At 38.4% G+C, this 26,258-nt stretch carries 29 protein-coding genes; 15 read left to right on the plus strand and 14 right to left on the minus strand.

All coding sequences use genetic code 11. From position 1 onward, the window contains the following. Positions 1–47 precede the first annotated feature (47 nt). From F903_RS10750 to F903_RS10785, 8 genes are all read right to left on the minus strand, one after another. Positions 48–1,235 carry a vWA domain-containing protein gene (locus tag F903_RS10750; RefSeq protein WP_005196985.1) on the minus strand — a complete coding sequence of 396 codons (1,188 nt, stop codon included), beginning with the start codon at positions 1,233–1,235 and terminating at the stop codon, positions 48–50. Positions 1,236–1,247: 12 nt separating this feature from the next. Next, positions 1,248–2,099, minus strand: coding sequence for an AAA family ATPase (locus F903_RS10755; protein WP_005196988.1), 852 nt, complete (start codon positions 2,097–2,099; stop codon positions 1,248–1,250). Between the two features lie 46 nt (positions 2,100–2,145). Then, positions 2,146–2,532 (minus strand): hypothetical protein, encoded by a 387-nt coding sequence (locus tag F903_RS10760; protein ID WP_034595024.1) that lies wholly within the window; start codon positions 2,530–2,532, stop codon positions 2,146–2,148. Further along, on the minus strand, positions 2,525–2,830 hold the full coding sequence (locus F903_RS10765) for a YcgL domain-containing protein (protein ID WP_005196992.1): 306 nt from the start codon (positions 2,828–2,830) through the stop codon (positions 2,525–2,527). Before F903_RS10765 ends, F903_RS10760 begins: the two co-directional genes overlap by 8 nt. Before the next feature lie 138 nt (positions 2,831–2,968). Continuing rightward, a complete protein-coding gene (locus tag F903_RS10770) occupies positions 2,969–4,111 on the minus strand; it encodes a ribonuclease D (protein WP_005196995.1) in 1,143 nt (380 codons plus the stop codon). Positions 4,112–4,398: 287 nt separating this feature from the next. Next, the gene (recR, locus tag F903_RS10775; RefSeq protein ID WP_004671058.1) at positions 4,399–4,995 is read right to left on the minus strand and encodes a recombination mediator RecR; all 597 of its coding nucleotides are present in this window, start codon (positions 4,993–4,995) and stop codon (positions 4,399–4,401) included. A 154-nt stretch (positions 4,996–5,149) separates the two neighbouring features. After that, positions 5,150–5,479 (minus strand): YbaB/EbfC family nucleoid-associated protein, encoded by a 330-nt coding sequence (locus F903_RS10780; protein WP_004671056.1) that lies wholly within the window; start codon positions 5,477–5,479, stop codon positions 5,150–5,152. A 12-nt stretch (positions 5,480–5,491) separates the two neighbouring features. Beyond that, positions 5,492–6,679, minus strand: a complete 1,188-nt coding sequence (locus tag F903_RS10785) for an O-succinylhomoserine sulfhydrylase (RefSeq protein WP_004671054.1) — start codon at positions 6,677–6,679, stop codon at positions 5,492–5,494. A gap of 186 nt (positions 6,680–6,865) precedes the next feature. Here F903_RS10785 and F903_RS10790 point away from each other — a divergent pair, with 186 nt between their 5' ends. The 3 genes from F903_RS10790 (at position 6,866) to F903_RS10800 (ending at position 10,392) form a co-directional block, all read left to right on the plus strand. Beyond that, the gene (locus tag F903_RS10790) at positions 6,866–7,951 is read left to right on the plus strand and encodes an alpha/beta fold hydrolase (protein ID WP_005196998.1); all 1,086 of its coding nucleotides are present in this window, start codon (positions 6,866–6,868) and stop codon (positions 7,949–7,951) included. 3 nt (positions 7,952–7,954) lie between these two features. Then, complete coding sequence (locus tag F903_RS10795; RefSeq protein WP_005197009.1) at positions 7,955–8,827, plus strand: NAD(P)-dependent oxidoreductase; 873 nt, start codon at positions 7,955–7,957, stop codon at positions 8,825–8,827. Positions 8,828–8,985: 158 nt separating this feature from the next. Then, positions 8,986–10,392, plus strand: coding sequence for a molybdopterin-binding domain-containing protein (locus F903_RS10800; RefSeq protein ID WP_005197011.1), 1,407 nt, complete (start codon positions 8,986–8,988; stop codon positions 10,390–10,392). Between the two features lie 78 nt (positions 10,393–10,470). Here the strand turns inward: F903_RS10800 and F903_RS16880 are convergent, their stop codons facing one another. Then, a complete protein-coding gene (locus tag F903_RS16880; protein WP_034595026.1) occupies positions 10,471–10,755 on the minus strand; it encodes a hypothetical protein in 285 nt (94 codons plus the stop codon). Between the two features lie 354 nt (positions 10,756–11,109). On the opposite strand from F903_RS16880, the gene F903_RS10810 reads away from it, so the two are divergent. From F903_RS10810 to F903_RS10825, 4 genes are all read left to right on the plus strand, one after another. Next, positions 11,110–12,057 (plus strand): metal-dependent hydrolase, encoded by a 948-nt coding sequence (locus F903_RS10810; RefSeq protein ID WP_034595028.1) that lies wholly within the window; start codon positions 11,110–11,112, stop codon positions 12,055–12,057. Between the two features lie 432 nt (positions 12,058–12,489). Then, complete coding sequence (locus F903_RS10815) at positions 12,490–12,759, plus strand: YARHG domain-containing protein (protein ID WP_005197015.1); 270 nt, start codon at positions 12,490–12,492, stop codon at positions 12,757–12,759. Positions 12,760–12,830: 71 nt separating this feature from the next. After that, a complete protein-coding gene (locus tag F903_RS10820) occupies positions 12,831–13,244 on the plus strand; it encodes an HIT family protein (RefSeq protein ID WP_004671044.1) in 414 nt (137 codons plus the stop codon). Between the two features lie 253 nt (positions 13,245–13,497). After that, on the plus strand, positions 13,498–14,586 hold the full coding sequence (locus tag F903_RS10825) for a porin (RefSeq protein ID WP_005197016.1): 1,089 nt from the start codon (positions 13,498–13,500) through the stop codon (positions 14,584–14,586). Between the two features lie 50 nt (positions 14,587–14,636). Here F903_RS10825 and F903_RS16455 read toward each other — a convergent pair whose 3' ends face one another. The 3 genes from F903_RS16455 to F903_RS10840 all read right to left on the minus strand — a co-directional run bounded on the left by F903_RS16455 (position 14,637) and on the right by F903_RS10840 (position 16,405). Further along, positions 14,637–15,011, minus strand: a complete 375-nt coding sequence (locus F903_RS16455) for a hypothetical protein (RefSeq protein WP_005197017.1) — start codon at positions 15,009–15,011, stop codon at positions 14,637–14,639. Positions 15,012–15,199: 188 nt separating this feature from the next. Continuing rightward, positions 15,200–15,796: a YidB family protein gene (locus F903_RS10835; protein WP_005197018.1), complete on the minus strand. Its 597-nt coding sequence runs from the start codon at positions 15,794–15,796 to the stop codon at positions 15,200–15,202. A 147-nt stretch (positions 15,797–15,943) separates the two neighbouring features. Then, positions 15,944–16,405: a DUF6231 family protein gene (locus F903_RS10840; protein ID WP_004671040.1), complete on the minus strand. Its 462-nt coding sequence runs from the start codon at positions 16,403–16,405 to the stop codon at positions 15,944–15,946. 38 nt (positions 16,406–16,443) lie between these two features. Between F903_RS10840 and F903_RS10845 the strand changes: the two genes are divergently transcribed. Next, the gene (locus F903_RS10845; protein WP_005197019.1) at positions 16,444–17,313 is read left to right on the plus strand and encodes a DUF2797 domain-containing protein; all 870 of its coding nucleotides are present in this window, start codon (positions 16,444–16,446) and stop codon (positions 17,311–17,313) included. 37 nt (positions 17,314–17,350) lie between these two features. Here the strand turns inward: F903_RS10845 and lpxB are convergent, their stop codons facing one another. Continuing rightward, positions 17,351–18,529: a lipid-A-disaccharide synthase gene (gene lpxB / locus F903_RS10850; RefSeq protein WP_171065232.1), complete on the minus strand. Its 1,179-nt coding sequence runs from the start codon at positions 18,527–18,529 to the stop codon at positions 17,351–17,353. Between the two features lie 246 nt (positions 18,530–18,775). Between lpxB and F903_RS10855 the strand changes: the two genes are divergently transcribed. The 5 genes from F903_RS10855 to F903_RS10875 all read left to right on the plus strand — a co-directional run bounded on the left by F903_RS10855 (position 18,776) and on the right by F903_RS10875 (position 23,134). After that, a complete protein-coding gene (locus F903_RS10855; RefSeq protein ID WP_005197023.1) occupies positions 18,776–19,069 on the plus strand; it encodes a hypothetical protein in 294 nt (97 codons plus the stop codon). Between the two features lies 1 nt (position 19,070). Further along, positions 19,071–20,627, plus strand: coding sequence for a PepSY-associated TM helix domain-containing protein (locus tag F903_RS10860; protein WP_005197025.1), 1,557 nt, complete (start codon positions 19,071–19,073; stop codon positions 20,625–20,627). Then, the gene (locus tag F903_RS10865; RefSeq protein WP_005197028.1) at positions 20,624–20,920 is read left to right on the plus strand and encodes a hypothetical protein; all 297 of its coding nucleotides are present in this window, start codon (positions 20,624–20,626) and stop codon (positions 20,918–20,920) included. Before F903_RS10860 ends, F903_RS10865 begins: the two co-directional genes overlap by 4 nt. A 116-nt stretch (positions 20,921–21,036) precedes the next feature. Beyond that, the gene (locus F903_RS10870; RefSeq protein ID WP_005197030.1) at positions 21,037–21,924 is read left to right on the plus strand and encodes a sulfite exporter TauE/SafE family protein; all 888 of its coding nucleotides are present in this window, start codon (positions 21,037–21,039) and stop codon (positions 21,922–21,924) included. 118 nt (positions 21,925–22,042) lie between these two features. Continuing rightward, positions 22,043–23,134: a 3-deoxy-7-phosphoheptulonate synthase gene (locus F903_RS10875; RefSeq protein ID WP_004671025.1), complete on the plus strand. Its 1,092-nt coding sequence runs from the start codon at positions 22,043–22,045 to the stop codon at positions 23,132–23,134. 26 nt (positions 23,135–23,160) lie between these two features. On the opposite strand, the gene F903_RS10880 is transcribed toward F903_RS10875, so the two are convergent. Beyond that, complete coding sequence (locus F903_RS10880) at positions 23,161–23,460, minus strand: hypothetical protein (protein ID WP_005197032.1); 300 nt, start codon at positions 23,458–23,460, stop codon at positions 23,161–23,163. 92 nt (positions 23,461–23,552) lie between these two features. Between F903_RS10880 and F903_RS10885 the strand changes: the two genes are divergently transcribed. Together F903_RS10885 and F903_RS10890 are read left to right on the plus strand one after the other, a co-directional pair. Beyond that, complete coding sequence (locus tag F903_RS10885; RefSeq protein ID WP_005197034.1) at positions 23,553–24,068, plus strand: hypothetical protein; 516 nt, start codon at positions 23,553–23,555, stop codon at positions 24,066–24,068. 78 nt (positions 24,069–24,146) lie between these two features. Then, positions 24,147–26,258: a TonB-dependent receptor gene (locus F903_RS10890; RefSeq protein WP_005197036.1), complete on the plus strand. Its 2,112-nt coding sequence runs from the start codon at positions 24,147–24,149 to the stop codon at positions 26,256–26,258.

The following is a 26,258-nucleotide window of genomic DNA, read 5'->3' on the forward strand; positions in this document are numbered from 1 at the left end:
CCGCTTCAAATCAAAGAAACGGTTTTATATCCTATTTATTTAAATTTTTAACGTGACAAATATCTCGTCAGATCTTCGATGCCTTTCAAAGTCATCGGATACATGTGATTTTCAAAAGTCTCTTTAATCCATTGAATCGTTTGGGTGTAATGCCAATAGCCTTCCAATTCAGGATTGAGCCAAGCTGTTTTGTCGAAGTGTTGGCGCAATCGTCTTAACCAGACTTCGCCTGCTTCTTCATTCATGTATTCGACAGAGCCACCAGCAGACTTTAACTCGTATGGTGCCATACTCGCATCACCCACAACGATGACACGATAGTCACGCCCATAGGTATGGAATAGATCCCACGTATTCATCCGTGTTGAGCTACGGCGATGATTATCTTTCCAAACATAATCATATAGACAGTTATGGAAATAAAAATATTCTAAGGTTTTGAATTCGGACTTCGCGGCACTAAACAGTTTTTCACATTCAGCAATATGAGCATCCATTGAACCACCGACATCAAATAACATCAGTACTTTAATACGATTACGACGTTCAGGAACAAGCTGTACATCTAAAATGCCCTGCTTTGCTGTTTCGCGAATCGTACCATCAACATCCAGCTCTTCAGCAGCACCTTGACGCGCAAACTTGCGTAAACGGCGCAAGGCGATTTGCATTTGGCGTGTACCCAAGACTTGATCATCATCTAGATTTTGGTACTTACGTTGTTCCCACACTTTTACCGCTGAACGTTTGCGCCCTGGTCCACCAATACGCACACCTTCAGGATGATCACCAAAAGCACCAAAAGGTGAAGTTCCACCTGTGCCCACCATGCGATTACCGCCTTGATGCTTCTTATGTTGTTCACGTAAACGCTCTTCCAACATCTTCATCAGTTCTTCTAGGGAACCTGCTTTTTGTAATTCGGCACGTTGCTCAGGAGTTAAATGCTTCTCTAATAGCTCCAGATCAAACCAATCTTTGGGCAGCTTATGAACTTGTTTAAGCAATTCATCTAGATCGAAAGTTTCAATGCCATCGAAATAGTCTTTCATGGCACGATCAAACTTATCAAAGAAGCGTTCATCTTTAACTAAAACTGTTTTAGCCAGTTGATAGAACTGTTCTTGATCAGCAAACACAAGCCCTGATGCAACCGCCTGATTGAGATCAATCAGTTCACGCGTTGTGACTGGCACCCCATATTTGCGTAAGGTGTAAAACAATCGAACAAACATTGAAAAACACTCTTAACGGCGTGACATAAAGGCTAAACGTTCAAGGAGTTGTACATCTTGTTCATTTTTAATCAAAGCGCCATAAAGCGGAGGAATCGCTTTAGATTTATCATGATTACGTAATACATCTTCAGGCATATCATCTGCCATTAATAGGCTTAACCAATCAATGAGTTCTGAAGTTGACGGTGGTTTCTTTAAATTTGGAACTTGGCGTAGTTTAAAGAAGACTTGCAAAGCCTCACTGACCAAGGTATTTGAGATACTTGGAAAATGAACCGCGATAATGTCACGCATCGTTGCTTCATCAGGGAATTCAATATAATGGAAGAAACAACGGCGCAAGAATGCATCAGGCAATTCTTTCTCATTATTCGAAGTAATAATCACGATCGGACGCTGTATCGCGGTGACCGTCTCACCTGTTTCATATACATAAAACGACATTTTGTCGAGCTCATGCAATAAATCATTTGGGAATTCGATATCTGCTTTGTCGATTTCATCAATCAACAACACACAACGTTCTTCACTGGTAAATGCTTCCCATAATTTACCCGGTTTAATATAGTTTTTAATGTCGTAGACACGATCATCACCTAACTGGCTATCACGCAGTCGTGACACTGCATCATATTCATACAAACCTTGCTGCGCTTTGGTCGTTGATTTGATATGCCAAGTAATGAGCTTTAAACCCAGACTTTCTGCAACCTGTTCAGCAAGTAATGTTTTACCTGTGCCCGGCTCGCCTTTTACCAATAACGGTTTTTGTAGCGCACGTGCAGCTTTTACTGCAAGTTTCAGGCTATCAGTAGCAATATATTGATCTGTACCAGCGAAGTGTTGTGTATCAGCAGACATTTTTAAAACCTTATTTTTCTATCTTTAACAATGTGTGGATGTATATCTAAACTGAACGTGCAGTTTTATTTGCCGTGTATTTTGACCAGCAAAAGCCAATCAATAGACCAGTACCAATGACGAATAAAATCAATGATAAGTTCGACCAGATTAAAACATGTTCTTTGGTGAGCACACCAAAAATCAAACCAAAAATGGCAGGTGCTAATGCTGAATTAGGACCTTCTGAAATCGTGGGTGTTGCAAGAATCGCAAAAGCAACAATCCATAGGATTCCACCAATTGGGGTTGGTAAGCGTGTCATCAAACGATACCAACACCACAATGCAATGAGTGTCCCAGTAACATAAACAATGATTGCAACATTCTCTTCAGGAAATTGATCAAGTACCGAAAGAATGTTTGCCCATATTGCAGTTAACGTTTCAAGCACCACGCAAACCCTCTGGTTCTACCGCATTTGGATTGATTAATCCCTCAGGCGGCATCTGCATAAAAAAGCCTTTGGTCTGTAATGAGTCTAAAACATGAAGCACATTTACACGTGCAAGTTTACGTTCAGGATGAAGTTCTAAATGCATCACAAAAGTTGCTTTACCAAATGCTTGTAGAACTGTTTCAGGAACACCTTCAAATGGATTTTCGAGTTCCTTGTCATCAGAATGGTTTGGACGAGCAATATACATATACATTTCGTCTTTTTTGCTCGATCTATAAATATCGCAGTGCATGTTTACTCACAACTCTTAACAATCTTAGGGGCCGTTGGTCTCGATGTTATCTCAACAGACCATAAACAGCATACATGAAAAAAAACACAGGTACATTAATGAATGTTAACGCAACAGTCGAATTTTTGACTACCTTGTTTATCTAGAAATTTTCATTTGTGTGGCTAAATATTCAGTGTCCTGCTGCAACAGTGCAATCAAGGGTTGTGTCAAAACATCATAACGCCACCCAAGTAAATAGCTTGGTAACTCCTGCTCAGGCAAATGAAAAACCACATGCTCATAAATCGCATTCAGCCATTTTTTACGCAGCAAGACTTCTTTTGGTATTCCTGTTTGCATAACAATATCTTCGATCAGCGCATCTACTTTAGGCGCAACTTCTTTAGAATTACTTTTTACTGGTCGAGCCATTTTTAATGGCCAATCATTTTCAGGAGGTAAAAACTTCAACAAATCTAAAATCGTTCGACCATGCTCACGTACCACATTTGGTCGTATTTCTTTGATCTGAGCCAGTTGAAAATTATTGTGTGGGTTCTTTTCCACCAAGTCGAGCATGGTGGTGTTTTTCAGAATGAAACTGCGTGGCTGGTTCATTGCTTTGGTAATTTGATCGCGCCAAATACTCAATTGTTGTAACTGCATCAGCTCACGGCGTGTATGACGATAATTACCAATATTGGTATAAAGCTCAGGAAGCGGTGTTTCCATTGCAATTTCTTTGGTTAAGTTTTGACAATCCTCGAGAACATATTGGTACTGACCTTTACGTTGTAGATCATTTTTTAATGCATCTGCCAGTTGAACCAAATACAGCACATCATTTGCCGCATAACACATCTGCTTTTCGGTGAGCGGTCGAGCTAACCAATCTGAGCGGGTTTGATCTTTTTCTATATCAATATTTAAGCAAGTTTTGAGCGCATTCTGATAACTCACTTGAAGCCCATGTCCAAGAAATGCCATGGCCACTTGGGTATCAAAAATATTCTTTAATGGTTTCTGATCAGCATAGTGATAGATCAGATCAATGTCTTCACTACACGCATGGAAAATATTTTGTTGTGCGTTAAATACTTTTTGCCAAAAATGCGATAAGTCCAGCGCTGCCCCATCCAATAAGGAAACATGTCCATTTAGATTAATTTGGCAGACTCCAAGTTTTGGATATAAGGTATCGACCTTAATAAACTCAGTATCAAGTGCATAGGTGGAACATTGTTCCATTTGGGAGAGGAGAACAGCTAAATCGTTTTGCTGTTGGATAAATTGAAACATATTTGCTCAAATACAATAATAAAAGAACCATTGGCGACTAAACTGTTAAATACAGTCATCGTACATGCGAGATTAAATGTAAAAAATTAATCAGTATTCCACATACACAACATGAAATTACTCCTATTCCCTTTAATCAAAAAACGAAAATCCTTTTCGCCCGCCAATAGTGCCATAAATTCCAGCAAATAGATCTAGAATAATGTTAGACAAAATGTAAAAGTTAATTATTTGTTTAAATTAACAACATGAATTTAAAATAAATATAAGAAAATAGCATGAATCTGCTATTTCATCCGCATCCGATTATGGACTGCCTGACTCAAAGTATGGCTATCCACATATTCTAACTCGCCACCTTGTGGTACACCTTGTGCAATCCGAGTCATATGAAGTGGTAAGTGTTTGGTTGCTTCTACCAAATAATGTGCTGTAGCCTGACCTTCAACCGTTGCGTTGGTGGCCAAAATCACTTCTTGGATTTTGCCTTCGCTTAACCGTTGGATCAGATATGGAATACCGATTTCTTCTGGACCAATACCATCTAAAGGTGACAAATGTCCACCCAATACATGATACTTGCCCCGAAAACTACCACTTTGCTCGATTGCCATCACATCTGCTGGGGATTCAACCACACATAACAGTTGCTCATCACGTTCAACTGAAGCACAAATATCACAGATTTCATTTTCAGTTAAAGAGTGGCAAATATGACATTCATGAATATGACTAGATGCTTCATGCAAGGCATAAGATAAAGCAAATGCGCCTTCACGATTTTTCATTAATAAATGTAAGGCCATACGCTGGGCGGATTTCGGACCAACACTCGGCAAAATACGTAATGCATGAACCAACTGTTCAAATCGTTCGCTAAACATAAAAATTGATACTTCTTAGGAAAGTCCTCCTCATCTCTCATTCTTACAATGCTTGAGTTGCATCGCATGGAGAAATCCCAAAAATCAATTATTGCTATTTAAGGGAAAGCTCCCTTTATGACAAAGGGAGCTTAGAGGAAGGATTAAATTTAAATTAGAACAAACCTGATAAACCTGGTGGTAAACCCATGCCTGTATTTGCACCTTGTAGCTTCTGTTCAGAAATAGCTTCAACTTGACGCGCTGCATCATTGATTGCAACAACAATCAAATCTTCGATAATGTCAGCTTCGTCTTGCAACAGTTCTGGACTGATTTCGATACGCTTAACGACATTGCGACAAGTCATGGTCACTTTAACCAAGCCACCACCCGCTTCAGCATGAACCTCGGTATTTGCAAGCTCTTCTTTCGCTTTTTTAAGATTCACTTCCATGTCTTTTTGCATGCGTTGAGCTTGCTGCATGAGCATATTAATGTTCATAAGTCTCTCTCGTTAAATTAAATCTAAACCACGTGATATATCGCGAATAATATCATCAATATCTTCTAAGCCTACAGAAACACGAATTAAACCCTCTTCAATTCCTGCAGCTTGTTTGGCCTCAGCCGACATTCTACCATGCGAGGTGGTTGCTGGATGCGTGATTGTCGACTTTACATCACCCAAATTACTGGTAATAGATAAAAACCGAGTATTATCAATCACAGTCCAAGCACCTTGGCGTTCACCTCTCACAACAAATGATACGACTCCACCAAAACCTTTTTGCTGTCTTTTCGCAAGTTCATGACCTGGATGATCAGGTAAACCCGCATAGTATACTTTTTCAACCTTATCGTGTTGGTGTAACCATTCAGCAAGCTTTTGGGCACTTTCACAATGTGCTTTCATACGAATGCTGAGCGTTTCTAAACCTTTAAGGAAAATCCACGCATTAAACGGGCTCATTGAATTGCCTAAAGTACGAATAACACCATTTACTTCTTCAAGCAAATCGTGTTTCCCCACCACTGCACCGCCTAAAGCTCGACCTTGACCATCAATATATTTGGTTGCTGAATATACAATCAAATCAGCACCAAACTTAATCGGTTGTTGTAAAACTGGTGTGCAGAAACAGTTATCAACCGCAAACAATGCACCATGCGCATGGGCAATATCAGCGATGGCTTGCATATCACCCACTTGAGCCAATGGATTAGACGGCGTTTCAATAAACAGTAAACGTGTATTTGGTTGAATTGCCTGTTTCCAGCCGTCAAGATCACCTAGATCGACAAAAGTCACTTCAACCGCAAATTTAGCGACATATTTTTCAAACAAGGCAATGATTGAACCAAAAACAGCACGTGAGCAAATCACATGATCGCCTGCTTTCAGATACGCCATACAGATTGCATGTACAGCCGCCATGCCTGAACTAGTTGCAACCGCACGCTCTGCACCATCAAGTACAGCTAAACGCTTTTCAAAAGCTTGTACAGTTGGGTTGGTATAACGTGAATAGGTATTTCCTGCAATTTGCCCAGAAAATTTTGCAGCAGCATCAGCGGCGCTTTCACAAACAAACGATGACGTTAAAAAAATAGGCTCACTATGTTCACCTTCAAAAGTACGATTATGTCCCGTACGAATGGCGAGTGTTTCAAGTTGATATTCTAAATCATCGCTTGGATTCATGGTTTTATATGCCTTATGATCAATGGTCCTAATCCCCCTTTATAAAAAGCTTTTTCATAAAGGGATTATCAAATCCTATCTATATATGCCAACATTTTGATCGCCTAGGGTATTTAAGGTCAAGGTATAAGATGAAATTATCGCTTAGACTTCGCGCAATCTTGACTCATGATGAGACTTTAAAAGATGAAATCACTTGTGGAACTACAAAAAGTAAATTTTAAACACCTCGCAATGCGCATATTTGAAGCAGACAAACTGGTGTTATCTCAATCTACCCCCTATCAAGTGATTGCTCAGTTTAAACAAACACGTGTCCGCTTTTACGCCTCAGAGAACAAACGTTTTAAAGAACCTCTTGTCTTTGTTGCTCCTCTAGCGATCAATATGGATATTTACGACTTATATCCCTATCGCTCTTTGGTGAAGCATTTTCAAGAAGCTGGATTTGATGTTTATTTAATTGACTGGGGCAAGCTCACCTATAAAAATTATCGTGTTGATTTCCTATCTTTTATTGATAAATTTATTCCTAAATGTATCGACGCGATTCAGCAACACTCAAACTCAGAAAAAATCTCTTTACATGGATGGAGTATGGCGGGCGTATTCGTCACGCTTTATACCGCACAGCATCAACCTAGTGTGGTGAAAAACCTAATTGTTCTAGGCAGCCCAATTGACAGTTATGCTTCAGGCTATATTGGCAAACTGTATAAAACCTTGGCATCGATCACCACTCGCAATGCCACAATCAAGGACTATGTCTACAATCGACTCCCTAAATTGATGATTCATTCACCGGGTTTCTTAAATTCACTCGGATTTAAGTTACTTGATCCCAAAGGTTGGATCGATGGCAATATTCAATTATTAAAAAATTTAGATAATCTTAAATTAGTCCAAGAAGATGCAACGCTGAGCCACTTCTTAAACAATATGATTGATTATCCGGGTGGTGTGAATCAAGACATGCTTTTTAATGTCTGGCTACAAAATCCTTTAAAAAATGGCGCGATCACACTCCAAGATAAAACCATTGAACTAAAAAATATTGATTGTTCTTTACTGGTGGGTGCTGGAAAGTCAGATCAACTTGTTACTTCCGAGTCAGCATTTCCGCTGACCCAGTTGACAAATAGTCAAGATGTCACGTTTACTCTTATACCTGGCGGGCACTTAGGTTTAATGTCTAGTCAAAACAGTTCAATCGAGTTTTGGCCGACATTCACCACTTGGTTAGCTGAACGTTCAACTCCAATGAAGGAATAAGCGATGATTCAATCTGTTGCATTTATCGGTTTAGGCGCGATGGGCTATCGCATGGCGGCACATTTACCAAAACATTTCGATCAAGTCTTGGTCTGGAATCGCAATTTTAGTAAGGCTGAACAACACGCAACAGAATATGGAACTATCGCTGCTGAGCTGTCTCAGGCAGCACAAGCAGATATTATTTTTTCTTGTTTACCGACGAGTAATGATGTTGAAAGCTTAATAGACAGTATTCAAATCAAATCTGGGTCGATTTGGATTGATTGTACCAGCGGTGTTCCTGAGGCAGCGCAGCGTCTTGCAGAAAAACTTAAACTTCAAAATGTTGATTTCTTAGATGCACCTGTCAGCGGTCAAACCATTGGTGCTGAGAATGCGACTTTAACGGTTATGGTGGGTGGAAATGTTGATGCTTTTGAACGTGCATACCCTGCGATGGCTGCGGTTGGGAAATTGATTCAACACGTAGGTGATTCTGGTGCTGGTTTTGCGGTAAAAGCGATTAATAATATGTTACTCGCCGTGAATTTGTGGTCAGTTGCGGAAGGTTTTTCTACACTAAAAGCGCATGGTGTCAATTTAGATGCCGCACTTAATTGTATTAATGCTTCTAGCGGTAAAAGCTTAGTCACGGAGAATATCTTTCCTCAGCGTGTTCTGAGCCGTGAATTCCCTGTGACCTTTGCTCTACCTTTACTGGCTAAAGATACAGGGATTGCTTTGGATTTGGTTCATCAAGCAAAACTACCAGCGCCTATACTCGCTTTAACGCAAAGTTTGATTCAAGCTGCAAGTTTGACTGCTGAGCCGAATAGTGATTTCTCTGCTGCTGTAAAAATGTATGAGTCTTGGAGCAAAATTACGCTGGAATAAGACATCTACACTTAAAAATTTTATGGCGTAAATTTTTCTCTTTATAATGTTAAAAGCCGCTCTTTTGAGCGGTTTTTAATGATGATAAATAAAATAATTTACTACAGTAACAGATAGTTACGCTGCTAGTGCTCTAGATGTATCTTGGACTCATATTTATGCACAAACTTCCTGTACCCGAAAATCTTCCATATGATCTGACTACAATCTACTATCGCCTTTTTATGCAGCTTCCTCTGGGGGAGTTAAAGGAGACAATAGACTTAGAAGCAGCGCTTAACCAAGTGAACGCAAGTGATGTCTATGCTTTACAGGATTATCCACCCCATAATCTGTCAGCTTACGTAGGTTGGACTATCAATTCAGAATCAACTCAAACTGTGAGTAAAGAGCATCCACTAGTAATCAATGATCTATATTTTTGGGGACAACAACTCTATCATTCACTAAATCCATATAAATTGGAGCTGAGCGGCCAAAATTTACTAAAAATCCCTCAATATACAAGACTCCCAAAATATGTTGATGCTATCATTTCTGAAAACGATCAGCGTTTAGATATTTCTGATTATGATAATAAAAAAATTATAGCGCCTGTCTCTACAATGCAAGGTGTTATTCAGCAAGGCAGTGTAATTAAAAAAGGTGATCTGATCTTAGCTAAAAATGAGAAAATCTCACCAGAAAAATTGATTGCACTAAGACGTGCAGGAATTAAAGAACTAACAATTTATAGAACTCTACGAATTCTGGTTGTTAGTATGCATACTTTTGACGAAGAGCATTCACTTTGTGAAGAAAGCTTGTATGTTAAAGACGTATTGAAAACGTGGGGTTATAACGATGTCGATATAAAACTGCTTAAACCACAGCGTTATGATTCAGCATTCAATAGTCTAAAGAAAGAAAAAGACCCTGCTTTAGAAGAAACATTAACAACAGATTGGGAAAGTTATAATCATTTTTTTGAAGATCATATTCCAAATTTTGATGTCATGATTCTATGTACACATAAGAATGTTGGTGGTTCCGTATTTTCAATCGGAAAAATTGCGGCCTTTGATCCAAGTAGTACGGCGTTAAATTATGAGACTCGTTTTATTCCCGCCAGTGAAATGAGTATCCTTAAAAGTTTGCCTAGAAAGCCCCCTGTGCGTGAAACTGTACAGCTATATGATGATCAGGGTAATCATAGAGGTTCCAAGACCGTCACCACAGAAGATAAAACAACGATCATTAATTTGCCTGGCGATATGCGAGATATTGCCTTATTGATGCATTTAATAGTGAAGTATATATTAAATAAACATATCCCAGATTTTCTCAGCAATATCTTTTTAAAAGGCCAAATCAATCAAGAAATTGAGACTGACCAAAAGAAAAAGAAATTGTTATGGGGCAAATATCAACTACATGATGATGGCCAATATTCTATTGAGATCATTGAAAAGCAATGCTCATATCAAATTGAACCTTTTCTTACCGCGAACTGTATTGTAATCATCTCTTTTGCTGAACAGCCGATTCAAGCAAATGAAATCGTTTATTTTATGAAGATTGATTAAATGTAAATTTATAACCAGTGCTATATATTGCATAAAAAACCATAGCTTAATTTTTGTTATGGTTTTTTATTAGCAAAATTATTTACTATTCACATCAATTTTAAATATCTTTCCATTACAGACCCAAACGGTATAGGTCTGCATATCAATCTCATAGACATATTCTGTTGCACTACAGGAATATCGACCATCTCTATGTTTGAAATATCTTGGATAAGATTTTCCCATTTTTCTAAGTAAATCGCTTTCACTATCCCCTACGCTAACAAGCTCATAGGATGAACGCATTGAATTGGTTTCTCTTGCAAAAGTACTGACTGAGATAAAAGTTGAAATTATTGCTAGTATTATGAAGTATTTCATTTTATGAACCATTTGTTGTTTAATTCACATAATTTATCAAATGGTAAAAATAAAGTCATTAGAAAGCATATTATAATGCCTGACTTTATCGCTGCTTAGAACAGCGGACTCATAATCCGTTGTTCAATTCAAATGTTAAACAATATGAATAGCTAATTTTCAACATCCACACCTTAACAATAGTAAAGACTTAAATGCCCAACCATATAAGAAAAATTGCTTTTAGAATCTAATCTTGTCCTTAAAACCCCTTTAATGTGCATTTTTGTCCCATAAGCACATGGTGATCTAATTTACTCAATGTTAAAAATTACTTAGTCAATTTAATTCGAAATTTCATCTTGGGTGACATGTATGATCACAGAAAATCATCAAATTAGAGCAAGAAAAGTATATTTCGATTTTTCTGAATCGTCCGTATGTTGGATGCCGAACGATCCTCTCTGTTCGCACATAGCCAATGGCATAAATATGCTCTTACCTGCAGGTGAGTTTTGGTTCTGTCGAGTATTTAATAAAGCCATCCCATATATTACTGATGCGAAATTAAAAGAAGAAGTTATTGGATTTGTCCGCCAAGAGGCAGCCCATGCCCGTGCTCATGAAAAGGCACAAGATTTTCTCAGGGAAAATGGCTATGACATACAAGATCCATTAAACCGTGCTCACCTTGTTTTCAACATCCTATTAGGCGATAAACCATTAGGTATCCCTTTTTTAAAAGGTGAGAAGCTTGATGAATATTGGTTACTGTTTCGTGTAGGTGTGATTGCCGCAATTGAGCACTTTACAGGTACCATTGGGCAATGGACACTTGATAGCAAGTCTTGGGATAAAGCAGACCCTGCTATGACAGATTTATTCCGTTGGCATCTAGCTGAAGAGGTTGAACATCGCTGTGTCGCTTATGACTTATTTGAACATCTATTAACAAACAAGTTAGGTTTCTACGTTTCTCGTCAGGTCATTATGATGGCAATTTTTCCACTGTTTATTTACTTCCTTGCAGATTTCGCTCGCAGTCTTGGGAAACAGGATTTAGAACATCAAGACATTCAGAAATTAATGCGTCGTGGATTCTTTGCTTTTATTCGTGAATTTGAAAAAACGGCTACGAAAACAGACAACCTCCCGACGATTAAATATCTATGGAAAGCGACTTTACGTTGGGTATCGCCAAAATTTAATCCGATCCATGAAGGTGATACTGCACAAGCTTTAGCATATATGGCCCGCTCACCTGCGGTACAGTACTTTGAACAAATGACACAACATAGCTCAAAGACTGTTTCGTTAAGCTAAGTGAAAATGCTTTTTATGTAGTTTATTAACCATCAATTTTTTTAAAAACAAACCCCACTTAAAGATAAATTTAAATGGGGTTGGCATTATTGTGTACACGTCTAGCAGCTCTTTGTGAATTATATTCTTAACGCAAAACTTCAATGGTAGAGTTAGCGAGTAAGGATATCTGTCATTGTTTTCAGAATAACGCGCTAATAAAGTTTAAAAGAATGAGTATAAAACCTTATAAAAATGCTGATAATTTTCTTCTGTATGTTTGATTTTAACAAAATCATTGATATCTATAGTTTTTCTATATAATTAAGGATAGAATATGGAGTAAAATTACATTCAAATAATACAGTTTCATTGAAATTTCATCTATACACCTTATATTAGTACTTGCGCTGCGCTCAACGCAGTGCTTGCTCATAACGAGAGGAACACCTCATGAATAAGTTTACAGTTGCCGCTTTTGCTACGTTAATGACCCTTACAGGTTTCAGCATGCAAGCTTCGGCATCGGAACAAGAATGTAAAAAGTTACAAGATAACTATAACCTGATCTATGCATCTAAAGGCTTCTGCTTTAAAGATGCAGATGCTAAAGCCAAGTATGGTAATGAGAACTGTCATACCACTAAGCCAAAGTTTTCTGACAAAGAACAGCAACGTTTAGATGAAATCAAAGCGCGTCAAAAAGAACTGAATTGTAAGTAATATTTCTTCGCCCCTCTTTGCAAACATCGAGGGACATTCCAACATCTATGATTTAAATTAAAGGACTAAGCATGGCATACGATGACCAAAATATTTTCGCAAGAATTCTTCGTGGAGAGTTACCCGCGATTAAAATTTATGAAGATGAGCAAGTTCTTGCGTTTATGGATATCATGCCTCAAGCCGATGGTCATACCTTAGTTATCCCTAAGACACCAGCAGTTACCTTACTCGACCTCCCTGCCGATGCAGCTGCGTATACGATTCAAATCGTTCAAAAAGTTGCTCAAGCGATGGAAAAGGCACTCGATGCCAAAGGGATAGTGCTTATGCAGCTTTCAGGTGCTTCTGCTGGACAAACTGTACCACATGTGCACTTCCATTTAATTCCGAGTTCTGTCCATGAGTTAGGACGTCATGCGGTGCAAATGGGTGATCAAGATAAGATTCAGGCACTCGCTGAAAAGATCAAAGCAGCACTTTAATCTTTGAAAATATCTTAAACGGAGCAATGACTCCGTTTTTTGTTTTTGTAATTATATAAAAATCAATAAGAAACAAAATTATCATTCCATATAAATCGTCACCAAACTGTCATTTTTCTTTCACTTCTCTGTAACAAAGTTTGTCGATACTGCATACAAGTTAGTGAGCTATGTAACTTTTTGTACACGAGCAAACTTATAACAGTAACTAAGGCAACTGCCATTTACAAAAAAGTGTTTTGGAGAAATCTCAATGAAAAAATTGCTTCTTGCTGCTACTGTAGCAACATTAGCCATGAATGCAGCGCAAGCAGCACCAACATTGTATGGTAAGCTCAATGTGACGCTCGATCAAATCGATAAGAATGGCTTTAAAGACGAAAGCGTAACAAAAGTAAATTCAAACGCTTCTCGTATCGGTATCAAGGGTGAAGAAAAATTAACAGACAACCTTTCAGCAGTTTACTTAATTGAATGGCAAATCAATGCAGATGGTGACGGTGATCAATCTTTTACTAACCGTAACCGCTTTATTGGTCTTAAATCAGATGGCGTGGGTACATTAAAAGTTGGTCAATACGACTCTTACTTCAAAACTGCAGCGGGCAATAACCAAGATATCTATAATGATCACAACGAACTTGATATGACCGCTATTTTAGCTGGTGAAGATCGTTTAAAAAATGTGATCGGTTTTGAAACTGACAAAAAATTGTTAGGCGGCTTGGCTTTCAACATCATGTTCCAACAAGGTGAAGAGTCTTCTGCTAAAGAAAATGCAGCTAATGGTTATAAAGGTAGTCGTGATGGTTTTGGTGACGGCGTTTCTACTTCGATCACTTATGACAATAAAGACTACGGCTTTGCTGCTGCGGTAGCAGGTAACTACGGTATCGCATCTAAATATGGTGCTTATAGCTTATCTGGTATCTATACCGATGCTATTCGTGTAACTGGTTCTTATGATTTTACGAAAATAGGCTTTGATGGGTTTGTATTGGGTGCTTTATGGCAAACAGCTCAACCGACAGATGATACTGTTACAACAACAAGCGGTTCTGATGTAACGTCATATAAAGGTTTACAAGAAGATGCGTATGGCGTAACTGCAGCGTACAAGATCCCTTCTACACCGATCAAGTTAAAAGCACAGTATATCTCTGCAACAACAGAATCAAATGGTCGTGATGATCGTAAACAAGATCTTTATGGTCTTGGGGCAGACTATCAAATCAACAAACAAGCACGTTTCTATGGCGTAGTTGGTCAACAAAAACGTGATTGGTTAGTAAAAGATGATAAGAAAACAACTATCGGTTTAGGTATGGAATATAACTTCTAATTTGAAGATTATTTTCTAATAAACTAAAAGGGCTTTATGCCCTTTTAGTTTTAGGTTGAAAAAAGAAAAATCGTGGCTAAGCTATTCACACAAACAATCAGAACAAAAAACCACCATAAAAATCTAAAGAAACTATATTTCCTTAGAACGAAATAAATTAAAAGTATGATCAATAATGTAATCGAGAAAAACAACCAAATTGCCCCATTTAATTGTGCATTCCCCCAAATATTATTTTCTACGGTGAATCTCACTTCTTTGTATAATGACGGTAAAAATAAAAGGGATAAGGTAGAGGAAAATATTAATAGCTTTTGTCGAAACTCTTTAATAAAAACAGCGACAAGAATCAACATTGGTAAAGTGATAATGAAATAGATAAAGAATATTAAGAAAAAACCAACTCCTGAACCTGCTACGCTCATTTAATCTCCCCGAAAATATAATTTCTAGATGCGTATTTATTCACAAATCACTAAGTCGCTATTTAATAAAAACATTTATTGTCTTTACGCCTACGGGATGCATCTAATTAACATGCGATTTAAATTATAAAAGAAATAAAGCCCATATTTACATGAGCTTTATTCCTTGTTTTTATTACACTTATGAGTTATTTCTTTAAAAACCCACTCACAATATTCATCACATTTTGAATATCATTATTCGCTTCTTGAGGACTCGTACTAGAACCTTGTGGAGTTAAAGAATCAATCACTTGTGGTAAAACCGATGCAATTGCGCCATAAATCGCTTGTTTAGGGGCTTGTGTTTGCTGTGCAACCTGCTCTACATCTTGATCATCAAACAAACTCTGCATATTTTGAGTCGGTATATCCGTATTATTCGGTTGATTAGGATCAACCCAACTTTGTACTTGATTGGTTAAACCCGCATTTTTAAGTTTATCCAGTGCGCCTTGTAAACCACCTTGCTTTTGAATCCAAGCAAGTACCAATGGCAACACAACGATAAGAAGACTTTGCGGATTATTACGGTTAGACGAAGTTGTTCCACCACTTAATTGGCCAAGTACCGAACCTAAAACACCACCCAAACCACCTTGTTGGTTTTGCGTATTTTGTTGTTGTCCTCCAACTTGGCTAAGTACTGATCCAAGTATGCCACCCAAACCGCCTTGTCCTGATTGTTGCTGACCGCCTAAAGCTTGTTTTGCTAACATTTCAACAATATTGCTTAAATCTGTCATGGCTTACACGTTCCTTTTGGAATTATTTATTCCAAAAGCATACGCTGCTTTGAAAGCCCAGAACAAAATTGAATTGTTAAATTTTGCAAGGGCTTGCAGTTAACCTAGACTAAATCTCTGTCTTTGAAAACAGAGACATTTTTAGATTTACCAGCGGAATTTATTCCAGTTTTCAGGATTCGCCCAAAACTTGGAATTAAACCAATCAGGCACATGTTTATAGGTCAAAATATTAAATTGCCACAAAGCAAAATCGTTATCATGCGTGGTCTTGTCGATCAATTGAGTAAAGCCTAGCGAACGAAGTAATCTTTCGTCATCTAATTGACTCACGACGACGATACGTTTTGCCATTAAATCACGCAATTTGACAAGCAACTGCGCTTTTTGTGTTTGGCTGACGTTTTGCATCTCTACGGTATTAAAAAATACAAAACCTAAATCATAGCGCTGCGTAAATGGCAGACTTAGAAAGTCAGTTACGTTAAAATAATGCCATTGAATGGACGCATTTTGGTCAATCTGTTGACCAATACAAAGTGCAGTATGTATGGGCTGTTCTTTAGATAAATCGTCTAGCATAGAAGTGATGACATTTTGTTCAGCCATAACTGCAACCCTTGATTGAGAAAGATGAGAGTTTATTAATGGAATTACAAGGCATTTGTCATAAAATGCATGCAGCGCTCAAAACGCATAGTGTAACTGATCAACCAATACACAAGGCAAATGTTGAATATAAATTTATATTGGATCGTTCAGAAACTGATCTGCCATTTGTGTTGGGTCAAGAACTTGAGATCGAATGGACAGGCAATATTTTCTGTACATCATGTGGTGCTAAAACACCTAAATCCTATTCCCAAGGTCATTGTTTCAAGTGTTTCAAGACCAAGGCAGAATGTGATCTATGTATTATGAAACCAGAAACTTGTCATTATCATCTTGGAACTTGTCGTGAAGATGATTTTGCACACAATGTTTGTTTCCAACCACATATTGTTTATTTGGCCAATTCAAGTGCGCTAAAAATCGGTATTACACGTATCGTCAATATGCCAACACGATGGTTAGATCAAGGTGCGACTCAAGCACTGCCGATCATGAAAGTTGGTTCTCGCCGTTTATCTGGTCATTTAGAGACGCTGATTGCCAGTCAAGTCGCAGATAAGACGGATTGGCGAAAGTTGCTTAAAGGCGAAGCCGAACCTTTAAATTTGATTGAGCAACGTGATCAAATCATTGAAGAGTTTGCACCAAAAATTCAAAGCATTCGCGAAGAGTTTAATCAAAATCTTGAGTTTGATGAAGGCTTAGAATTTTTAGAAAACGAAGCTCAACGTGAGTTTATTTACCCTGTTGATCATTATCCTGAAAAGATAAAATCACTGAACCTCGATAAAACCCCAAAAATTCGTGGTGTTTTACAAGGCATTAAAGGTCAATATTTATTGCTGGATATTGGCGTGATCAATATTCGTAAATATACGGGGTATGAACTCATCCTTCGTGCATAAGTAAAAAGGTGGCGTCTAAGCCACCTTTTTATTCTTTTTACTCAGCTTCTAAGCATTTCAAAATGGCTTGTACTGGGTCTTCAGTATTTCCAGAGATCAACTGCTTATGCATACTCAAGTGTTGCATCATTTGAATATGTGCCGTTTCATGATCCATCAATTTTTCAATCTCAGTCGCAAGCTGTTTTGGCGTTGCATCGGATTGGATCAATTCTTCTATCACCTTTTTACCCGCAATAATATTGGGCAATGCGTAATATGGAATTTTGACGAGAAACTTGGCAATCATATAGGTAAGCCAATGCAATTTATAAAAAGTCACCATTGGACGATGCAGCAACATCGCCTCAAGTGTGGCTGTGCCTGATGCAAGTGCCACAATATCACTGGCACTCATCACCATACGCCCGATCTTTGATTCATTATCGGTATTTTCTAAAACATGAATCTTGGCTTTTAGGCTGATATCCAAGTTTTGGATACCTTGCGCTATCTGCTGTTTTCTCGCATCGTTGATGGCTGGGATCAAAAACTCAAGCTCAGGATGTTTCCGATGTAAGATTTCGGCTGCACCAGTGAGTAAAGGCAATAAACGTTCAATTTCACCGCGACGGCTACCCGGCAATAGCGCAATATGCATTTTATGTGCAGATAAACCAAGCTGATGTTTTGCTTCTATAATTGGATTTTTTAAAGGCAATTGCTTTGCCAATGGATGACCAACAAAGGCTGCTGCAACATCATAGTTTTCATAAAAGGTTTTTTCAAATGGAAATAAACACAGCACTAAATCAATACTTCGCTTGATGCTATGGACACGTCCCTGACGCCATGCCCACACTGATGGGCTCACATATTGAACAGTTTTTATCGGCAAATTCTTTTCTTTTATGGTTTTTGATAACCTTAAATTAAAATCTGGTGCATCTATCCCAATAAAAATATCTACAGGTCGTTCAGTCCAACGCTCAACCAAGCCATCACGTACAGCAAAGAGTTTTTTTAGGTCTTTTAAAACTTCAACAATGCCCATGACCGATAATATTTCCATTGGATAAAAACTATGGAAACCCTCGGCAATCATTTGTGGACCACCAATCCCTTCAAATTCAGCATCAATACCTTGTTCACGAAAACTGCGCATGAGTTTTACACCCAACGTGTCTCCAGAAACTTCCCCCACTACAATGCCAATTTTTAGTTTTTGCTTTAACAAGACTAACGCCCCATTCAAAAGTTTAAAAGATTCTAACAGAATGATTTTACATCGAATCACAGCAAACAATGTAATTTGTTCATGATTAGTGAAGATCATTTTAATCTAATAAATCATTAATTAGGTGAATGAGCATCTAGATTTGCGATAAATCAGCAATTGCTTGCGTTGTATATAAACATTAATATAAACAAGAATCATTTACATGTGTGATTTTTTCTCCTTCTGCTATTTCTAAGTACATTTATGGCTAAATCCACTTCCCTAACATTTGCCTACCGACTGAGTGTGTTCTATCGCTTTATATTTATATTCGTGCTTGGCTATTTAGCAATGATGTATTTGAGTTTAAGCCTAACGACACTATTCAGCTATTTTCTAGATAAAGCAGAAGCAATTTTTCTCGCGGCATTTATCTCGATTTTGTTTTATTTACTCTTTGTTATTGTTGGATTTTGTTTCAACTCATTATTGAAATTGACATTGCTCAGTTTGGCTTTGGTGGGACTCTTGTTTGGCTTATCTGCGGGTTTAAATTAAAATGCAAAATAAAGGCGTCCGCCAATCAATGGCATGGTTACATGCTTGGACTGGCTTGGTTTTTGGATGGCTTTTGTTTGCCATTTTTTTGATGGGAACGAGTTCGTATTATCGTCATCACATAAATTTGTGGATGCAGCCGCAACTCGCACAATATCAAGTGAATCAAGATGTGGCGATAGGCACTGCGACTGATTATTTAGAAAAAAATGCGGCAGATGCGAAGTCATGGTATATCGGCATTGCCAATCCTGAGCAGCCTGTAAATAAAATTTATTGGGAAAAGGCAGATGGTGGCTATGAAAGTCGTAACTTGGATATTAATACTGGGCAAGAGTTAAAATTATCAGCAACACAAGGTGGCGAATTTTTCTATCGTTTCCATTACCAACTTTATGGGATGCCAATCCTCATCGGTCGACTGATTGCGTGTTTGGCCGCATTTATCATGCTGATTGCTTTGGTTTCAGGCATTATTACCCACAAAAAAATCATTACTGATTTCTTTACCTTTAGAACCTTTAAATCACAACGCTCTTGGCTCGATTTTCATAATGTGTCTTCTGTTGTGGCACTGCCTTTTTTTCTTACCATTACTTTTACAGGTCTAGCGATATTCTTTTATCTGTATCTACCCTTAGGTATGAAAAAATTATATCCAGATAATCCATATCAATATTTCACTGAAATCAGAACAGTGAACCAAAGCAATAACAATAATGCCGCACCTAAACCCGCTGAAACAGTTTCAATTGCAACCCTCCTCACCCAAGTACGGCAACAATGGGGAGATCAAGCACTTGCAACGATCGAAGCAAAAAATCTAAATACAGATCAAGCAACCATTACATTTAAACAATTGGAAGATCGATCAATTACCTTAAATCAAGCGCAAATTAGCTTTGACGGTACAGGTAAAATTCTTGCAGATACTCGAAACAATAGTGCGGTAGCGACCCTAAACTTTGGTGTTTATAGCCTACATATGGCAACTTTTGCACAGCCTGCGCTGCGATTTGCTTTCTTCCTGTCAGGGCTTCTTGGTTGTTTAATGATTGCTTCTGGTTTGTTGTTATGGAGCTTAAAACGTCAGATTCAAAATAAATCAAATCAGTTCCATTTTGGCTACTACTTGGTTGATCGCTTGAATGTTGCTGCATTTGTTGGTTTGCCTATTGCAATGCTTGGCTATCTTTTTGCCAACCGATTGGTGCATCTAACAGAAACCATGCCTAACTATGAGATTTATACGTTTTTCATTGTTTGGGCACTGAGCTTCGTTATTGCACTTATAACGAAACAAAAATATTTATGGAAATCACAGATTCTCATTTTTGGATTGCTCGCAATTGCTTTGCCTATATATAACTTGCTTTATCTAACTCACCATCGGCTCATTTCAGATCTACAAAGCTATTGGCCTTTTTTGCGGATTGATTTATTTCTGATCGTTTGCGCACTCTTTGCTGTATTTATTTATCGAAATATTCAACCTATTCAAGCCAAAGCGCACAATAAATTAAAAGCGAAACTTGATCGAAAAGAGACAAAAAAATGATGTTATTTGCACTTGTCCTGATTGGCTTAGGCATGACGTTATTATATCAATGCAGTGATAAAGCGATCCGCAAAATTAAACCGAAGCGTCAACCATTCGTACAGCGCTTTCGGTTACAGCTAAGAATGTGTGCTTTTTTGTGTTTTTTCTTGGCAGGTGCTTTGCTCTGCTTAATCTACGGGTCTTCAATCGGTTTTGTAGGATGGTGGATCTTTGCAACGCCGCTGACTTTTTTTGTGATTTTGGCCGTGAATGATTTAAGCAATCAGCCACGTAAAAGTCATAAAAGTTAGAATTTGCAATATTCCTTTAGCATTTTTTTGCATAAGGAAATCACTATTCATCACAACGAGTTAGCTAAAAAAGAAATAAGATATGCTGTTTTTTGCATAATTTAGGCATATCGTCGATGTTTGGTCCAATGGAATTTATTTTAGCTGGTGTACTGGTTGGTTTCTGCGTTGGAATCACGGGTGTCGGCGGTGGTTCATTGATGACACCGATTTTAATCAGCTTATTTAAGATTGAACCGCATATTGCCATTGGTACAGATTTACTCTATGCCTCGATTTCAAAATTTTGTGGTTCATTGGTTCATGCCAAAAAACTAAATATTGTATGGCCGATTGTCCTATGGTTAGCATTGGGCAGTATCCCTGCCTCTTTCGCTACCTCTTGGGTATTAGAACATTATTTGAGTCAATCCGCACACTATAAACCAGTATTAACCATGGTTTTAGGTGTAATGTTGACCTTGACGGGTATCTCAATCGTCTTCCGCGCTCAAATTGAAAAGTTCTTCGATCGCTTTAGAAATCGTGAACAAGCCAATATGGAAAGCGAACAACATGCCCTACAGCATAAACGCCGATATATTGTGTTTATGGGCATTATTTTAGGCGTGTTGGTGACATTATCCTCCGTCGGTGCAGGTGCTTTTGGCATCATGGCATTAGTGATCATGTTCCCTAATTTACCGATGATTCGTATCATTGGTTCTGATGTGGTGCATGCCGTATTGCTGACTGCTGTCGCTGGTTTAAGTCATATGTCTTCTGGTAATGTCGACTTTAGCTTGTTGATGTGGCTATTGGTCGGTTCTATTCCTGCAATTATTGTTGGGACATTGATCAGCTCGCATTTACCTGAACGATTTATCCGCAAAATCTTAGGAATCACGCTATTTGCATTGGGTATAAATTTCATTATTAACCCTGTAAAAGAGAAACCGAAACCTGTTGAAACAACCAAAGTGGTTCTGATTCAGCAAACAACTCATTCTACAACAATAGTTTAAGTGCTAAATAGCCGATTGTTTATACATAAATGATGCGAATCGCTAGTTAATCAATCGGCTTTTCGTGCTATATTCGTAGACAAATTAACCTCTTCTTTCGATTGAATTTGTGACAGCAATGAATACTCTACAGTCAAATCCAGTTTCTCAGCCAGATATCGACGACGTTAACATTAAAAGCATTCAGACTTTGATTACTCCAGCAGAACTTAAAAGTGACCTTCCTTTATCAGAAGTTGCCTACCGAACTGTACTTAATGGGCGTAACACGGTTCGTAATATTTTAGATGGTAATGATAAGCGCTTGTTTGTCGTGATCGGGCCTTGTTCTATTCACGATACCAAAGCTGCGCATGAATACGCAGATCGCTTGAAAGTGCTCAGTGAAAAAGTAAAAGATACTTTATATATCGTGATGCGTGTTTATTTTGAAAAGCCACGTACAACTGTGGGCTGGAAAGGTTTGATCAACGATCCTGATATGAATGACTCTTTCAATATTGAAAAAGGCTTGCATATCGGTCGTGGGCTTTTGCTTGAATTGAATGAAAAAGGCTTACCATGTGCCACTGAAGCACTTGATCCAAACTCTCCTCAATACTATCAAGACTTAATTTCTTGGTCTGCAATTGGTGCACGTACTACAGAAAGCCAAACACATCGTGAAATGTCTTCGGGCTTGTCATCACCGGTGGGCTTCAAAAATGGTACCGATGGTGGTTTAACAGTTGCAACCAATGCGATGCAATCTGTTAAGCATGGTCACAGCTTCTTAGGTCTAAATGAAAGTGGTCAAGTTGCGATCATCAATACCAAAGGCAACCCTTACGCGCATGTGGTTTTACGTGGCGGTAATGGCAAACCAAACTATGATGCAACTTCTGTTGCTGAAGCTGAAGCAGCTTTAGCCAAAGCCAAAGTCAGCACCAAAATCATGATTGACACCAGTCATGCCAACTCAAACAAAGACCCGTATTTACAACCATTGGTTTTGAAAAACATCACAGAGCAAATTCTTGATGGCAACAAATCAATCGTGGGTATCATGGTTGAGAGTCACTTAAAAGGTGGTCGTCAGGACATCCCTGAAAATCTGTGTGACCTCGTATATGGTCAATCTGTAACAGATGGCTGTATTGATTGGGAAACCACTGAAAAAGCATTATTAGAAATGCATGAAGCCTTAAAAGACGTTTTACCAAATCGTTAATCTTTGAATAGATCAAAAACAGGCTCTCATGAGCCTGTTTTTATTTTTAAAATCTCTATTAATTTGTCATGATTAACCAAGTCTTGAATTACTTTCTCTATATTTAGTCGATTAATATTTGGTATAACAATCAGATTCTGTTCTAAAAAGTACTGTTGCGAATGTAGGTCATCAGTCATCGTTTGCGTCAAACGAACAGGATCATAAAAGTTTAATTCAAATTTTTGATTTCTATAGTTTATTGTTAATGTAATCCATCCTTTAGTCTCCCATATCCACTCTTCTAAATCAAAATCATCAGGGAAATCTAAACTGTAATTTTTCATTTTTTCAGCTGATCAACTGTTTAATATGTTTTGAACTGTAACATTTTTTTAATTATACTGCTGCCACATTCCCCCTGCGACGTATCACCGATATGAAGCCCAGTTTCCGTCAACATATGCACAAGTGGCGTACCTTATTGGGTGCGATAACTTTGCTTTGTTTACTCTGGCATATCTTGTTACCAACCATGGTACATACGGGCGTCGTACCTGCACTTTATGCAATGCCATCACATTGCCAAGTCACAGAAATTCAAAAAGTCACACTGTTATCGACACAAGTACACAGCAACGATCATAGTGAACATCACCACCATACGATGCAGCAGCATAATCATCACCTTGATCATGCTCAACACGGTTCACAGCTCAGTGAATATGCACAACAAGTTTATGCACTGGCTAGCCAGATCATGAAACATTGCCCACTATGTACCTATGGTTTAGATGCAGCCGCAATTATTCCATTGCTTGGCTTGATTATCATTTTCTTATTGGCTTGGTTTAGTCGTGTACGTTGTTTGTGCCATGCGTGGATACAGGATCTGTATATTCCACGTATTTTCTATATTTCCCCCCTTAAACACGCTCCGCCAGTCGCTCTATAAAAAATCGCAAACTTTTACATTCGTATTCAGTTCATCACTGCGATACAGCTCGTTTATTGCTTTTATAGAGTTTTCAAAATGACGACTTATTTTCGTTTGTCAGTCTTAACGGCTGCCTGCCTGTCTGTGACATACAGTTCATTGGCCATTGCTGAAGTAAATTCTGCACAGGACACTAAGACCTTAGCGACTATTGTGGTTACAGCAAGTCGTGAGGGTGAATCTCTCAATAATACCCCTGCTGCGATTAGCCAAATTAGCAGCCAAACATTAGCCGATAAAAATGCCACTTTTATTGGGCAATTGGTCAATCAAACCCCTGGGGTATTGATGAATGACTTGGGTAATGAACAACATATGATGTCGATCCGACAACCAATCACGACTGCAGCAGTTTATCAGTATTTAGAAGATGGTATTTCGGTTCGTCCTGTTGGTGTATTTAACCACAATGCACTCTATGAACTTAATCTTGCGGGAATTGATCGTATTGAAATCTTACGTGGTCCAGCCAGTAGCTTATATGGAAGTAATGCTATTGGCGGCACGATTAACTTTCTAACCAAAGCACCAAGTGCAACACCGACTGCTGAAATCGGCGTACTTGCGAGTAGTGAAGCTTACCGCCGTGTTGATCTTGGTGCGTCAAATACCTTTGCGACTGAGTTCGGTGAACATGGTCTACGTTTGTTTGGCTACGCAAGTGATCGTGGCGATAGTTGGCAAGATCATGCCGAAAGCAATAAACAAAGTCTCACCCTTCGGCATGATTGGCGCATTTCTGATGCCACACAAATCAAAAATATTGCCAGCTATAATCATCTAAAAGCAGACATGACTGGAAGCGTGAATGCCAAAGATTTTAGTGAACGTCCAGGTTATAGTTACCAGACATTTACCTATCGTGAAGTCGACTCTACTCGTTTATCTTCACAGATTAGCCATGCGTGGAATGATCTCAATCAATCTCAAGCAACGTTATATTATCGAGACAACACCACCGAACAAAACCCAAGTTATAGCATTCGTACTGATATGCGAAATGGTGTACCTACAGAAACTTATACAGGCCAAACCACTTACAATCAGTTCAAATCTTATGGTCTAAATTTGCAACACGCCAAAAGCTTTGATCAAGTGAAGTGGATTGTCGGTGCGATGGCAGAACATACACCAAACACAGCAAAAACCAATGATATTGAAGTATTTCGTGATCCAGAAACACGTATTTATACAGGTTTTAAACCACGAAAATTATTACGTGATTTCAATGTTGATGTCGATAACCAAGCCATTTACACCCAAGTCAATTGGCAAACATTCGATAACTTAAATCTAGTCGCTGGTGCTCGCTACGACTGGATTACATATGACTATCAGAATAATTTAACGCCATCAAATGTTACGGGTGCAGCGAACGAAACACGTCGCTTCCATAAAGCCAGCCCACAACTTGGCTTTATTTGGAATGCACATCCGCTATTGGATATCTATAGCAACTGGTCACAAGGTTTTGTACCACCAGAAGTAAGCAGTTTATACGGTGCAAACTTAGTGACACCAAATTTGTCTGAAGCAACCTTTAATAATATTGATCTTGGTATACGCTTCAAACTTTTTGATGAACGTTTAGATGGTGAAATTACGCTTTATCGCTTAGATGGAGAGGATGAAGTCATTAACTATACTAAACCTGACAATACCCGCGAACCACGGAATGCAGGTAAAACACGACATCAAGGCATTGAAATTGGTGGAACGTGGAATATTACGGATCACTACGATCAGCGTTTGAAACTATCCGGAAGTTGGGCGAAACATGAATTTAAGCAATTTCAGCCATCAGCAAGCTTAAATTATAATGGCAATCGTATGCCAAGCGCTCCAAAGGCATTTGGTACTGTTGAATATCAAATTAAACCCTTTCCTGAGTTGTTGTTGTCCGCTGAAGGTGTTTACGTCGGATCATACTGGATCAATGATGCCAATACTGAAAAATATGATGGGCATACCGTATTAAATCTACGCGCAACCTATCGCCGCAATGCTTATGAAATCTATGGTCATATCATCAATGCCGCAGACGCGCATTATGCTGAAAGTACCTCATTTAGTAATAACCAAGCGAGCTTTACCCCTGCTGCACCGCGTACCTATTTATTAGGTTTACGCTATCATTTCGGGAAATAA

Origin of the sequence: Acinetobacter sp. NIPH 298 (assembly GCF_000369505.1) — a bacterium.
Lineage (GTDB): Bacteria > Pseudomonadota > Gammaproteobacteria > Pseudomonadales > Moraxellaceae > Acinetobacter.

Bases quoted from the DNA above. Each gene is read 5' to 3' on its own strand.
- F903_RS10890 (WP_005197036.1), top strand. From the start codon at position 24,147: ATGACGACTTATTTTCGTTTGTCAGTCTTAACGGCTGCCTGCCTGTCT.
- F903_RS10865 (WP_005197028.1), top strand. From the start codon at position 20,624: ATGATGTTATTTGCACTTGTCCTGATTGGCTTAGGCATGACGTTATTA.
- F903_RS10875 (WP_004671025.1), top strand. From the start codon at position 22,043: ATGAATACTCTACAGTCAAATCCAGTTTCTCAGCCAGATATCGACGAC.
- F903_RS10765 (WP_005196992.1), bottom strand. From the start codon at position 2,830: ATGCACTGCGATATTTATAGATCGAGCAAAAAAGACGAAATGTATATG.
- F903_RS10880 (WP_005197032.1), bottom strand. From the start codon at position 23,460: ATGAAAAATTACAGTTTAGATTTCCCTGATGATTTTGATTTAGAAGAG.
- F903_RS10855 (WP_005197023.1), top strand. From the start codon at position 18,776: ATGGCTAAATCCACTTCCCTAACATTTGCCTACCGACTGAGTGTGTTC.
- F903_RS10770 (WP_005196995.1), bottom strand. From the start codon at position 4,111: ATGTTTCAATTTATCCAACAGCAAAACGATTTAGCTGTTCTCCTCTCC.
- F903_RS10835 (WP_005197018.1), bottom strand. From the start codon at position 15,796: ATGACAGATTTAAGCAATATTGTTGAAATGTTAGCAAAACAAGCTTTA.
- F903_RS10750 (WP_005196985.1), bottom strand. From the start codon at position 1,235: ATGTTTGTTCGATTGTTTTACACCTTACGCAAATATGGGGTGCCAGTC.
- F903_RS10885 (WP_005197034.1), top strand. From the start codon at position 23,553: ATGAAGCCCAGTTTCCGTCAACATATGCACAAGTGGCGTACCTTATTG.
- F903_RS10790 (WP_005196998.1), top strand. From the start codon at position 6,866: ATGAAATCACTTGTGGAACTACAAAAAGTAAATTTTAAACACCTCGCA.
- F903_RS10795 (WP_005197009.1), top strand. From the start codon at position 7,955: ATGATTCAATCTGTTGCATTTATCGGTTTAGGCGCGATGGGCTATCGC.
- F903_RS16880 (WP_034595026.1), bottom strand. From the start codon at position 10,755: ATGAAATACTTCATAATACTAGCAATAATTTCAACTTTTATCTCAGTC.
- F903_RS10825 (WP_005197016.1), top strand. From the start codon at position 13,498: ATGAAAAAATTGCTTCTTGCTGCTACTGTAGCAACATTAGCCATGAAT.
- recR (WP_004671058.1), bottom strand. From the start codon at position 4,995: ATGTTTAGCGAACGATTTGAACAGTTGGTTCATGCATTACGTATTTTG.
- F903_RS10810 (WP_034595028.1), top strand. From the start codon at position 11,110: ATGATCACAGAAAATCATCAAATTAGAGCAAGAAAAGTATATTTCGAT.
- F903_RS10755 (WP_005196988.1), bottom strand. From the start codon at position 2,099: ATGTCTGCTGATACACAACACTTCGCTGGTACAGATCAATATATTGCT.
- F903_RS10840 (WP_004671040.1), bottom strand. From the start codon at position 16,405: ATGGCTGAACAAAATGTCATCACTTCTATGCTAGACGATTTATCTAAA.
- F903_RS10870 (WP_005197030.1), top strand. From the start codon at position 21,037: ATGTTTGGTCCAATGGAATTTATTTTAGCTGGTGTACTGGTTGGTTTC.
- F903_RS10780 (WP_004671056.1), bottom strand. From the start codon at position 5,479: ATGAACATTAATATGCTCATGCAGCAAGCTCAACGCATGCAAAAAGAC.
- F903_RS10845 (WP_005197019.1), top strand. From the start codon at position 16,444: ATGGAATTACAAGGCATTTGTCATAAAATGCATGCAGCGCTCAAAACG.
- F903_RS10820 (WP_004671044.1), top strand. From the start codon at position 12,831: ATGGCATACGATGACCAAAATATTTTCGCAAGAATTCTTCGTGGAGAG.
- F903_RS10785 (WP_004671054.1), bottom strand. From the start codon at position 6,679: ATGAATCCAAGCGATGATTTAGAATATCAACTTGAAACACTCGCCATT.
- F903_RS10815 (WP_005197015.1), top strand. From the start codon at position 12,490: ATGAATAAGTTTACAGTTGCCGCTTTTGCTACGTTAATGACCCTTACA.
- F903_RS10860 (WP_005197025.1), top strand. From the start codon at position 19,071: ATGCAAAATAAAGGCGTCCGCCAATCAATGGCATGGTTACATGCTTGG.
- F903_RS16455 (WP_005197017.1), bottom strand. From the start codon at position 15,011: ATGAGCGTAGCAGGTTCAGGAGTTGGTTTTTTCTTAATATTCTTTATC.
- F903_RS10800 (WP_005197011.1), top strand. From the start codon at position 8,986: ATGCACAAACTTCCTGTACCCGAAAATCTTCCATATGATCTGACTACA.